The sequence below is a fragment of the Okeania sp. SIO2C9 genome (genome assembly GCF_010672455.1).
GTDB lineage: Bacteria > Cyanobacteriota > Cyanobacteriia > Cyanobacteriales > Microcoleaceae > Okeania.
Genome location: NZ_JAAHGO010000007.1, coordinates 31,694 through 44,888 on the forward strand (window position 1 = coordinate 31,694; position 13,195 = coordinate 44,888).

Below are 13,195 nucleotides of genomic sequence, written 5' to 3' on the forward strand. Positions count from 1 at the left end.
AGGAAAATAAGCGATCGCTCTCCCTTTCCAACTCTTCCCTCTCTCCCCACACCTCCCACACTTCCCACACCCCCCACACTCTACAACAATTCCACCGTCCCCCGATACCCATCTACCCTAACTTTTTGCCCATCCTGTAAACGAGTCATCGCTCCAGAAACATTCATTACTGCCGGAATGCCATACTCCCGCGCAATAATAGCTCCGTGGGATAATTGTCCCCCCACTTCAGCAATAATACCCTTTGCCCTCAACAACAAAGGTGCCCAACCAGCATCGGTATAAGGCACAACAATAATTAGATTTTCCGACTCAGCAAGATTTACTTCTAAACTCCGACAAACCTTGACATAACCTTCCACACAACCAACACTCCCTGGTATCCCTTGTAAAATAGAAACATTTTCCTCAGTAGAGAAAGTTTCCCGACTTTCTTGGGGTAATACATTCCCATAAACAACCTGGGGAACTAGGCGATCGCGGTCTTTTTCCAACTGTTCCTTTCTTTCACGGATAAGTTGTCCAAGCAAGCGATCGCTCAACATCCCCTCCTTCCCAAGGAAAGATTCTCTTGTCCCCCCCTTCCGAAGGGGGGTTAGGGGGTATTTTTCTGTTGAGTTTCCTTCCGATACCAAACCCGCTGTAGATAAAATCCATTGCCGAATTTCCTCAAATTCCAAATAAAAAATATCACCCTTTTCTTCAAAAACCTCTAGATTTTCTTGTAAGTCATCATTTTTGACTTTTGACTTTTGACTTTTAACTTCTAAATTATCACTTTTAACTTTTGACTTTTGACTTTTGACTTTTATTTCTATTGCCAAAAACGTCAGTCGTAAATAAGCCAAAAGCTTCCCATAAACCTCAGCAATTTTCCCCTTAGTTCTCGCACGTTTTGCACATTGCGCCAGTCGCCAACGCTGCCACAAATTTAAATACTTTACCGAAAAATTATCTTTAAAATTATCTTTTTCCCCCTCACTTTTCCGAGTCATTGCAAATAATAATTCACGGAAATTATCAGGGTTTTCTCCCCAAGTTGCCACAGCAATATCCGTACCAACTTCACTCAAATAACTATAACTTTCCAACCATTGCTGAAACTCCATTTGTAATTCCTGATTTTTCTCAAACTCTGCCTCTATTTCCCCATCATAATTAGTTGCCATTTTTAACTTAACTGCCAACCTTTGTAATTCTCGAATCGAAACAATTTCTGGAGCAGTATCAGTAGGGAGCCATTCCTCAGAAACTCGGAAGAGCGATCGCCTAATTGCCAAACCTATGGGACCCAAAATATTATAAAAAGTAATTGGTTTTAACCATTCCTGAATTCTTTCCACTTGTGCCAATAATTCTGATAAAGACTGAGAATAACTTTGTTTGAAATTATTTTCTAAAATTTGTAGAGCAGGAACAAAAATTTGATAATAGTCGCGTTCAAACTCACGGTCAACTGCCATTTCTTTTTGAATCAACCGCCATAAACCAGGCAAAGAAGACAACACTTTTCCTAAAGGCGGTTTTCCCATTTTTTGCCCTCGTAATAAAAACTCCAAACCCTGCTCAGGCAATCCCATCATTCTAAAAATTTCCCCTAACAAAGTAGCATTAAAATAAGCATGAGAACCGAGCAAAGTTGCCGTTTCAGTAAAATCTAATTTTGCTACCTTTTCCCCTAAAACAATAGTAAAAATTTCTCCCCAAACTCCACAAGTCAAAGGACGATTTATCGACCAAGTTAAAGGATGAATAGCCCCAGGAATTACCTCTGCTGCAATAGTTCGCGTCCAGATTGGTCTCAGATTAGTAATGGGGCGACTTTGTAAAATCCAGATTTTTTCACCATCCCAACACCATTCAATATCCTGGGGTAAGCCATGAAAAAATGCTTCAATAGCCTCTGCTTGATTTACCAATTCTTCAATAACTTCTTCTGGTAAAAAATCAGGATATTTTACTTGCTCTAAAGATTGATTTTTATCTTGTTCTTTTGGGTGTAATAGTCTGTCGTCTACAGGGTGTTTAAAGTTGGTTGAAGTTTGAGTCACAATCCAGTTTTTTCCTCTTCCTTCTTCCTCCTTCCTTCTTGCCTCTTCCTTCTTGCCTCTTCCTTCTTCTAAAGATTGATTTTTATCTTGTTCTTTTGGGTGTAATAGTCTGTCGTCTACAGGGTGTTTAAAGTTGGTTGAAGTTTGAGTCACAATCCAGTTTTTTCCTCTTCCTTCTTCCTCCTTCCTTCTTGCCTCTTCCTTCTTGCCTCTTCCTTCTTCTAAAGATTGATTTTTATCTTGTTCTTTTGGGTGTAATAGTCTGTCGTCTACAGGGTGTTTAAAGTTGGTTGAAGTTTGAGTCACAATCCACTTTTTTCCTCTTCCTTCTTCCTCCTTCCTTCTTGCCTCTTCCTTCTTGCCTCTTCCTTCTTCTAAAGATTGATTTTTATCTTGTTCTTTTGGGTTTAACAGTCTGTCGTCTACAGGGTGTTTAAAATTGGTTGAAGTTTGAGTCACAATCCAGTTTTTTCCTCTTGCTTCTTCCTCCTTCCTTTTAAAATTGGTTGAAGTTTGAGTAACAATCAACTTTTTATCTATTCCCTCTTCCTCCTTCCTTCTTCCCTCTTCCTTCTTGCCTCTTCCTTGTTCTAAAGATTGATTATTATCTTTTTCTTTTTGATTTAATACCTCGTCGTCTACAGGCTGTTTAAAATTGGTTGAAGTTTGAGTAACAATCAACTTTTTCTCTGTTGCCTCTTCCTCCTTCCTTCTTCCCTCTTCCTTCTTGCCTCTTCCTTGTTCTAAAGATTGATTATTATCTTTTTCTTTTTGATTTAATACCTCGTCGTCTACAGGCTGTTTAAAATTGGTTGAAGTTTGAGTAACAATCAACTTTTTCTCTGTTGCCTCTTCCTCCTTCCTTCTTCCCTCTTCCTTCTTGCCTCTTCCTTGTTCTAAAGATTGATTATTATCTTTTTCTTTTGGGTTTAATAGTCTGTCGTCTACAGGCTGTTTAAAATTGGTTGAATTTTGAGTCACAATCGAGTTTTTTCCTCTTGCTTCTTCCTCCTTCTTTCTTCCCTCTTGCTTCTTGCCTCTTCCTTCTTCTAAAGATTGATTATTATCTTTTTCTTTTAGATTTAATACCCCGTCGTCTACAAGTTTAAAATTGGTTGAAGTTTGAGTAACAATCAACTTTTTATCTATTCCCTCTTCCTCCTTCCTTCTTCCCTCTTCCTTCTTCCCTCTTCCTTCTTCAACAATTTCTAAATGTACCGGACTAAACTGCCCACCCACAACTTTTTCTGCACCTCCTGGCAGAGCTTCAATAATTATTTTTGCACCACCATCTAAAGGATTACGAGTAAACATTACTCCAGCAACTTGACTAATAATATAAGGCTGAATTAACACCGCCATTTCCGCATCAGGAATTTCTCTTTGCCGACGATAAGCAACAGCTTCTGGCAACCAATAAGATTGACGACAAATATTAATTGCCTCTAATAATTCCGTTTGATTTTTCACCGGATAAATAGTTTGATATTGTCCGGCAGCCGAACTATTATCGCTATCTTCCCCCACAGCAGAAGAACGAACAATTAGGGGAAAATTAATAGACATTTTATCCAGCTCTGGTAAAGGAGAGTTGATAGTAGGTAATGAAGAATCAACTTTCCTATTCCAATTGCCTCGAGTACCTGCTTCAGTTGCAGGTAAAACAAAACCTTTAACAACATTAAAACCAGCTTTTTTCAATTGAGCTAATCTAGCTGCTTTCTCCCCACATATTTTGGCATCTAGTTGATTATCAAGAGAAAATATAATTTGTTTATTTAAAGCCATATCATCACTTTGCCTCATATTTATTACTACTAATATAATTGCTAATCCGGCAGCAACTAAAAGTTCAAAAAAAGATGCGTCCTGGCGAAATAATAAAACCCATAAAAAACTACTGAGACATCCCAGACGAGCTGCCCATTGTCGGAGATTTTTATTTTTTTTGGGAAATATTTTTTTGCCTATTACTAATATTAATAATCCTGTAATTCCCGAACCCAATGCCACCACAGGAGAATAAACCAAAACTCCCCAACTAGCATTAGTCACACCCCCACCTTTAGCAATAAAATATCTACCTAAAACTAAAAAAATTAACCCCGCTAACTGCAAGGCAAAAATCTCTGGAAATAAAACTTTTGCTACTAAAACAGGCGTAATACCTCTAACTATTTCTGCTAATACTGCTGTTATTGCCGCTGGTTTCGGCGCGTGAGTAAACGCTGCTGCCACACTAACATTACCCGTACCGACTTTTTTGAGGTCGATATTTGCCAGAGTTTTAACTATTAAACCAGTGAGTGGGAGAGCGCCGAGACAAAAGCAGATAGCTAGAAACAATACGAAGATTAATATGTACATACAGAAAATTGCAGGTAAATGAGTTCAAGAATTTAGAATTTAGAATTTAGAATTTAGAATTTAGAATTACCGAATAATATCATGTCCGGTAGCATCAGTCTTGTATAGTAAATAGGCAACAGGCAACAGCTACGGAAAGCAACAGGCAAGAAAAAAACTTAAATTTCCTGTAGATATCCACGCTGACTTTTACACAAACGATACCAACGGACATGATATAATTAATAATTTATAATTACCGGATAATTAATAATTAATAATTAAATAATTTGCGCCTTGAAGGCTCCTCTTTTAAGGGAAAAAAAAGAAAATATTCCTTATATTCAATCAAGAAAGGTTTTAACCAAAAGTAATTATCCATTATCCATTAATGAACTCTTCTTTTCAAGGAGAGGATTAGATTAAAAGGAATTTTTTTCTCCTCTTGGTCGATTGGATATGGTTAGGAAACCCATCCATAATTTTTCGGTAAAATGTTTGTAGTGCGGACATCTTGCCCGCGACTGGTGTACGTTACTAATATGAAATACAGTGTATTTAATTTTGATTTCTATAGCAAGGAACGAGTTGGTTAAGACATAGATTGATGATGAACCGTAAGACAGATAAATACTGTTCCCTATTCCCTGCTATAGATTTAATCTCTATTAGACATAGGCGCGAGCATAAAAAATCAAATCAATTATCACACAGAAATTATCAATTCTTTCCCCCTACTGCCTACTAGACATCTCCAAAAATCAAAAATAGAATCAATTATCACACAGAAATTATCAATTCTTTCCCCCTGTTGCCTGTTGCCTGTTGCCTGTTGCCTCTTTTCTGGAGATGTCTATTTGATAATCATCTTTAATTCTCTTAATGGGAAACTGAACAAACTTTGGTTCTCCCATCAGTTGCCAATCAAATATTTGTAGTAAATGAGACGCAAACACTTTGCTAACTAACATTGCCATCTGCGCTCCCAAACAAGCGTGAACACCACCGCCAAAAGGAATAAATTCATACATCTTACCCTCACCACGTTCTGGCAAGAAACGCTCTGGTTCAAATTTCTCTGGTTGCTGAAAATATTCTGGCATAATATGAGCAATTCTAGGTTCTGCAACCAAAGTCCAACCTTTCCGGTAGAGAATATCATCCACTACAACAGATTGAGTTAACCGACGACTAGCAGTAGGACTTGGCGGTAAAGTGCGGAGAGTTTCTTTAATTGTAGCTTCCAGAAAAATCATCTGTTTCAAATCTGCTGGTGAAAACTGACTAAAGTTGTTATTTTCTCCTAATATTTGCACCTGCTCCTGTCGTAACCGTTGTAATATCTGTGGATGCTTGCCAAGTTGATATATTAAGGAACAGATAAACCCTGAAATTTCATAATGAGATGCCCAAAGTTGCAAAAGACATTGATTTTTAATCAAAGTATCGCTAAATACTCCATCTGGTTCTTCCTGCTGACTAGCTAACATCATTGATAGAAAATCTTGAGTCGGGTTAATATTTTCATCTTCCGCTAGTCGCCGTTTAATGACAGCATCCATAAACTCAATCAATTTTACCCGTGCTTTAATTCCACGACCGAATGTTGTGAGAGGAGATTTCCATTTGAGCAGTCCATAAAAACCATCAAAGTACGTTTTGTATAAAGCTTTCAATTCTGCTTTAGAGGAAATTGGCAACCCCTCAAAAGTTTTTGGATCGGAATCATTTAAGCTAATTCCTAACAATAGGGGTGTGAGTATATCAAAACTAATTTTCTCCACTTCTGGATATAGCTGAATTTTTCTATTCGCCCATGTTTTGATACCTCGAGCAATAATATTATTAATGTGAGTTGCATATCCTTCCAATGTTGCACCAGTCAGACCAGGAGCTAGTGCTGTTTTTCGTTGACGATGTAAGTCAGGACGTTGAAATAGACTATACTCGCCAAACATCTCCATTGTAGTTGCTGGTAGTGCAATTTCTGTATATTTCTGGTCTCCGTTGAAGGCCATTTTAATTGCTGAGGCACTTCCTACAAATACAGTCGTTCCACCAAAAACACTTGTTTTAAATATAGGACCATATTTTTCAAAGTTTTCACGACAGAAGCGATCGGGGTTAGCTATATAATTAAATGTGTCATAAAATTTTGGTTTTCCTGGTGGAGTTTTGGCCTCCACAGCTGCTGTTTCTCCATCAGCAATTAACATTAAATCAGTCGTTTGTAAATTCATTGTTTTTGTCTACTACAGCAATACATTTTTTTTTACTTGAGCTTTAGCCCATCAAATATTTAATATAGCAGTACATTTGTTTATATAAGTCTGAGGTATACCCATCGCGGGCAAGATGCCCGCACTTGGATTCATTTCCCCATCTCCCCACCTAGTTGCTAGGAGCAAAAATTCCAGAAAATTAAAAAGCGTTTCCTGGTGGAAAGGGGATTTATATAGAATCCGGTTATATAGTATATGTTGATAATTCTATAATTAGGGTTTGCGCTTCACTAGTCTTATGGGTGAGGGTAGGAGACAGGAGACAGGAGACAGGAGACAGGAGACAGGAGACAGGAGACAGGAGAAATGGGAATTATAGAGGAGGTAGTCGGAAAAATTGTCGATCGTGATTTTTCTGCCATAATCATCCCAAAATACTAGCTTTTTGAGCTTTTTGAGCTGAAAACAGGCGCACTTTTTTAACCAAAAAACGCACTTACCAATATCAGTCAATGCTTTGATATTTAATCAGCAGAGCAATAATTACTTTAAGCCTTTAATCTCCCCCACTCCCCTACTCCCCTACTCCCAACTATACAATAACTATTCAACCGGATTCTATATTAAACCCCTCCTAAAATTAAGCGACAAGCTAGAAGTCGCAAATGTTTTACCCAAGCTTTTCGGTCCGGAATGCTCCGCAAACAGACACCTATTAACGAAGTCAGAATTCAGAAGTCAGAAGTTAACCCACCCCTAACCCCTCCCAGGAGGGGAAGTAGGGGATTTGAGCAACTCTCCAAAAATATTGCGCCTTAAAAGGCGGGGTTTTAGACCCATGTTATTTTGATAAATTTTTAGGCTGATATAGCAATCAGGAATCAGATGTGAGAATTGAGGTTTTCCTTTAAAGTATAGAATATAGCAGTTTTCTTATTCTTACTATATTCGTTGTTTCCCTCCATACCTATTCCCTATTCCCTCCATACCTAAAACAAAAGTCTCCAAGATCTCACAACTCAAATCATATTGCTATAGCTGATAGCTGATAGCTAGTTAAGAAAGTAAATCCTCTAAAGAAAAGAAATCTATCACATGGGGACAGGTTTCTTTTTTGATCTGTACATAATTCCGCCACAAATTCAGCTCACTATCACTCAAATAATTTTTCCAATCTCCTACAATTCCTTTGCGTATATGTGCCTTAGATGGATGATTTCTATCACCAACTTCTTGAGAAACCAAAACATCAGATAAATTTCCATCTTTATCAATGTGTCCCTGATTGGATTTTTCTTTCATCTTTTTAAAATTAGTAGCTCTAGATATTTCTTCAGCATCATAGGATTCAACTCCAATAAAATTAGCAAGTTCATGTATAGCGGAAATAGCATTATCTTTTTTCATGTCTTCATACCTTAAAAATAATGCCTCAATTTTTCCTTCTTTAGAAGCTCTCAGAAATTCTTCGTGATAGTCAAACCAATCACCGCTCTCAAATTTTCCTTCTAGCGCTACTTTGGCAAAGAAATGATGCCAAGATCCGTTATATTCAAAAACTTCTTTTCCTCTAACATGATGCCATGCAGAAACAAATGTATCTAGAGGATGTCTTAAAGATTGAATTATTCTTGCTGGTTGTTTGATTAAACCTACACTAGCATGGGATTTAAAAAATCGTGGGGATGTACCCTTTTCAAACTTTGAAAATATTGAATGCCAGTTTTCTTGACTTGCAGCCAAATCTAACCAAGGAGAAAATTCTTCAGTACTAAGGCCAAATGAAATACCTTTTTCAGGAACTTTTTTTACTAAATGTGCCATTATTGATATGGTCCAAGTTGTACCAGACTTTGGATAAGTTGCTACATAAATATCACTATCTCTAGGTACAAAATGATTAAATACATTTTCCATTCCATTCTTTGTAATAGTAGTGGAGATGCAAAAATCTTCCGTTGCACCTACATCAAATGAACGGGGTATACAGTTCATTTTTGGGTCAGAAGTTTGGGATAAATTTGCCGAAATCTGTGGTTCAGAAGTTTGAGATATTTTTGGGTCAGAAGTTTGGGATAAATTTGCCGAAATCTGTGGTTCAGAAGTTTGAGATAAATTTACAGACATAGTATATCGGGATAAGTGAACTTAGCAACTTATACCATGTCTGGTTAAATATTAGTAGTTAAAACTAGCTGAGAAACATTAGTTCTATTCTGTACTTGTTCGTAGGCAATTATTCCTCCCCTAAGTGGGTAAGTAGCGATCGCTTCTGGTGGTAAAATAGCATTTGTTTCAAATAAGGGAGTGAGTGTTGCCAAAATTTCCCCACATTGAGTTACGTCAAAAGCTCGACTATCTACCCCAAATAAGCGCAACTCCCGGTGATAAAAATCCCGGAGGTCAAAACAAACTTTTGCTTCTTTTGGTGGGGCACTAATAGCAACCAAACGACCTCTATGACCGAGGGCCCACATACTATTTTCCAACATAGAACCCCCCACTGTGTCCAATACCACATCCACACCTTTACCTCCAGTAGCAGCTAAAACAGCAGAATTAAGATTTTCTGTTGCCAAATTAATAACGATATCAACACCAGATGTTGCAACTATTGAATAATCTGATTCTCGTCGCACTGTACCTAAAACTTTAGCTCCCTTCCATTTTGCTATTTGAATTGCAGCTTTACCAACCCCACCTGTTGCTCCCACTACCAAAATAGTTTCTCCTGGTTGTAAATTTGCGGCTTCAACCAAAGATAACCAAGCGGTAATGTATCTGACTCCGATAGTTGCTGCTTGTATCATGGATATATTTTTCGGTTTGGGTTGTATTGCTCCGACAGGTAATACCAAATGAGAAGCGTGGGAACCATCGCGGATAAATCCAATATCGCCTCCTGTTCCCCAAACTTCAGTACCAATTAGATTTGGTTCACCTGCGACGACAACTCCAGCAAAATCTCGACCGGGTGTGCGCGGGAGAGTTGTGTTTTCCATAACTCCCAAAATATTTTTCACGTCACTGGGATTAATAGATGCTGCATGAACTTCAACCAGCACTTCACCTGGTTGCAAAACAGGAGTGGGAAGTTCTTCAAGTTTGAGTTGAGTCGTCGGAGAACCGAAATTATCAAAGCGAATGGCACGTATAGCACGCATAATTAAAATTCCTATTTATTTTGTTGTATAAAAGTGTAGGTTTCAATAATGGATAATGGATAATTGATAATTACCTCTCCCTAAAAGGATGAGGATTGAATAAAAGGAATATTAATTCATTGTTTCTCCACGGCGAGTGAGAGGATTTTTACCTTAATTATTCGGTAGGGTTGGTTGCAATAATTATAAAAAAGTCTGAGTTTGTAGTTGCGCTTTAACACTGCTAGAGATATTTGGAGCGCTTTAGCACAACTACGCAAATTAACCTTAAAAACGCCGTATGTAGGGGCGAATGGCATTTGCTAATACAAAGCTCCGCTAACGCTCTCACTCTATTTAGTGTCTGTGCTTAAGTCCTGATGGTGCGTTACGACGGATTTTTAAATCACTATGACAACGAATAATTGTAGTCGTCTAACGCACCCTACTGAAACTATAGGGGTTACACAAAATTATCTAGCACTCAAAAGTTGTTGCTTTGGTTTTTTCCAGAAAATTGTGAAGCATAAAATACTCAAAGCTGAAACTAGAACAAATAAAGCAACGCTACAAACTCCGTTCCACTGCCAATTACTCCAAGCATAGTTACCACAGTAAGACCCCATAGCTCCTCCCACAAAATAGGAAACCATATAAACCGTATTCAGACGACTATGTATTTTGGCAGGCAAACTATAAATTTGTGCTTGGTTAGAGATGTGAGTTGTCTGCACTCCCAAATCTAACAGCATCACTCCCAAAATTAGACCCCATAATTCATATCTTGCTAAAGAAAATACTAAAAATGATGAACTAGAAATCACGACACCTAACATAGAAATCAATCTAGGATTTTTTCGATCTGCCATTCGACCAGCAATTATCGCTGTTATAGCTCCAACAATACCAACCAAACCAAACATTCCTGCTACTTGACTACTATAGTTTAGGGGTGGCGCTTTCAGGAAAAAAGCCATTGTACTCCAGAAAATACTATAAGCAGCAAAAGACATTGCTCCAATTAAAGCTACTTGTCGCAATAATAACTGTTCTCGAATTACTTGTCCCAAAGAGAGAATCAATTTGGGGTATGAGAGAGTCACAGAAGGTTTTGCTGTTGGCAGTACAAATTTTGATACTACTGCTATTAATAGCATGAACCCACTAGCAAAGAAATATATTGCTCGCCAACCGAAATTTGCTCCGACGAATCCGCTAGTTATTCTAGCTAAAACAATCCCAATGAATAAACCACTCATCACAGTTCCCACAGCTTTTCCACGTTTTCCAGGTTCTACTAAAAAAGCAGCAAAAGGTACAACAAGTTGGGGAACGATTGCCGTCATACCAATAAGTAAACTCGCAACAATTAACCAAGTAATATTAGGAGACATAGCTGCTGTTAGTAAAGCTATAGCGGTTGCTATCAGCATTGTCACAATTAAGCGTCGTCGTTCTATAATATCGCCCAAGGGCACAAATAGCAGCAACCCCAAAGCATAACCAATTTGTGTCATCATGGGAATTAACCCAACTTGCTGAGTAGGAGCATGGAAGCTTTCGGCAATTACTGCTAGTAGGGGTTGATTGTAATATAAGTTGGCAACTGCAGCTCCACCGACAACTGCCATAATTAATAAAGTTTTGTTAATACCCATAGTTAATTTTTGAGAGATAGTCTTTGTTTGTAGTTGCGCTAAAGCGCTACGCGCAAGGCAACAGTCAGCAGGGGAATCAAAAAGGGTTTTCCTACGGAATGCTGCGCAAACAGCTTCTATTCATGTCCTAACCTTAATGGGTAGCGCTATAGATATATTTACCGAATAATTAATAATTAGGGTTTGCGCTTCACTAGTCTTTTAGTAGGAGTAGGAGACAGGAGACAGGAGAAAGCGGAAACTGCTGTAACTATTGGACAATAGATCAATAGAACATCAATGTTTGACAGAAAAAGGATGAAACCTTTATTTGTAAATAATTTGAGGTTTAATAGGTAGAGAAATAACTATTGGACAATAGATAAATACAACATCAATAATCGCCAAAGATAGCGATCGCTTTCTGTGCACAGAAATAACTATTGGACAATAGATAAATACAGCATCAATAATCGCCAAAGATAGCGATCGCTTTCTGTGCACAGAAATAACTATTGGACAATAGATAAATACAACATCAATAATTGCCAAAGATAGCGATATAGCTGCGGAATGGATGTTACAGCGCTTTTGCTCATTGATGAACCACATCTTCACAAGCAAAAGTTTGTAGGGACGTTCCATGGAACGTCTCTACTGTGGTCTACCGTGTAGGAAAACCGCTGTAATAACGCTACTTTCATGCAACAAAGCTAAAACAGAAGAATAACTGAACCTGGTCAGATTCTTACTTTTAACTGTCTTGAGTGCGTCTTACATTCTGAGGAAACCTCAGAATTACGCACTCGCTTTTGACTTTTAACTTTATAACTTGGGTATTAAGTCTGTGCATATCCCGCATCTACAACTATGGTCTGACGAGTTATTGCTCTGGATGTATCGGAAGCGAGAAATAAATATGTTCCGACTAATTCTTGGGGTGTTAATTCTATAGGAATTGATTGTAATTCATATAAAGTCTTATGTTTTGCTTCTGGTGTCACCCACTGTCGCAATTGCCTTTCTGTCATTATCCAACCTGGTGCTACGGAATTTACCCGAATATGGTGTTTGCCTACTGCTTCTGCTAAGGTCCTAACCATACCTACTATTGCTCCTTTTGTGGCATTGTAAGCAACCATATCTGGTTTAGCAATCCAAACTAGGTGAGAACTTGTCATAATAATACTACCGCCACCAGCATTAATCATTTCTGGTAATAATTCCCGACAGGTGATGAAATAATGTACAACATTTAATTGAAATAAATCGTTCCATTGTTGTGCTGACATTTCTAGCAAGTTATATCTGGGGTCATAACCTGCATTGTTAATTAAAACATTTACTACTGGTTTGTCTTTTTTAACTTTAGCTAAAGTTTCTGTTAAAGCTTCACTATCAGTTAAATCTATTTCATAGACGTTGACTTTACAATGATATTGTTGGCATTCTTCAGCTACTTTTAAACCTCTTTCATAATCTTTATCTAAAATGGTAACTTCTGCTGCTTGTTCGGCAAATGTTTTAGTTAAAGCTTCGCCAATTCCATTACTGCCACCAGTAATTAAAATATGTTTTTCTTTTAAGTCTTGATAGATGGGATTCATTTTGTTTTCTCCTAATTTTAATTCGTAGTGTTTAAAGGAAGCAATAATACCAATTCCCATGCATTATTACTATACTTGGACAGTACTTCAGTTCTTAACTAATTAGCATAAGTAAAATCACTTTTTTACTAATTTTAGCTAAGTTCATGTTAATTATTCTTGTGTTTGCTTCTCCCTGTAGGGACGTTG

At 37.7% G+C, this 13,195-nt stretch carries 6 protein-coding genes and 2 pseudogenes; all 8 read right to left on the reverse strand.

The genetic code is table 11. The features are described from left to right. Nucleotides 1–80 precede the first annotated feature (80 nt). A pseudogene (locus tag F6K23_RS06575) lies at nucleotides 81–1,976 on the reverse strand (PEP-utilizing enzyme); the annotation flags it as partial. A 771-nt stretch (nucleotides 1,977–2,747) separates the two neighbouring features. Then, nucleotides 2,748–4,418: pseudogene (locus F6K23_RS06580) on the reverse strand (glycerol-3-phosphate acyltransferase); the annotation flags it as partial. A 773-nt stretch (nucleotides 4,419–5,191) separates the two neighbouring features. Further along, nucleotides 5,192–6,637, reverse strand: coding sequence for a cytochrome P450 (locus tag F6K23_RS06585; RefSeq protein ID WP_293152313.1), 1,446 nt, complete (start codon nucleotides 6,635–6,637; stop codon nucleotides 5,192–5,194). A gap of 1,038 nt (nucleotides 6,638–7,675) precedes the next feature. Continuing rightward, nucleotides 7,676–8,746 carry a sulfotransferase domain-containing protein gene (locus F6K23_RS06590; RefSeq protein ID WP_293152316.1) on the reverse strand — a complete coding sequence of 357 codons (1,071 nt, stop codon included), beginning with the start codon at nucleotides 8,744–8,746 and terminating at the stop codon, nucleotides 7,676–7,678. 44 nt (nucleotides 8,747–8,790) lie between these two features. Next, nucleotides 8,791–9,783 carry a zinc-binding alcohol dehydrogenase family protein gene (locus tag F6K23_RS06595; RefSeq protein WP_293152319.1) on the reverse strand — a complete coding sequence of 331 codons (993 nt, stop codon included), beginning with the start codon at nucleotides 9,781–9,783 and terminating at the stop codon, nucleotides 8,791–8,793. A gap of 452 nt (nucleotides 9,784–10,235) precedes the next feature. Continuing rightward, nucleotides 10,236–11,420, reverse strand: coding sequence for an MFS transporter (locus tag F6K23_RS06600; RefSeq protein WP_293152322.1), 1,185 nt, complete (start codon nucleotides 11,418–11,420; stop codon nucleotides 10,236–10,238). Nucleotides 11,421–11,726: 306 nt separating this feature from the next. Further along, nucleotides 11,727–12,044, reverse strand: a complete 318-nt coding sequence (locus F6K23_RS06605) for a hypothetical protein (protein WP_293152325.1) — start codon at nucleotides 12,042–12,044, stop codon at nucleotides 11,727–11,729. Between the two features lie 194 nt (nucleotides 12,045–12,238). Continuing rightward, entirely contained in the window at nucleotides 12,239–13,006 is a 768-nt protein-coding gene (locus F6K23_RS06610) for an SDR family NAD(P)-dependent oxidoreductase (RefSeq protein ID WP_293152328.1), read from the reverse strand. Nucleotides 13,007–13,195: the final 189 nt, after the last annotated feature.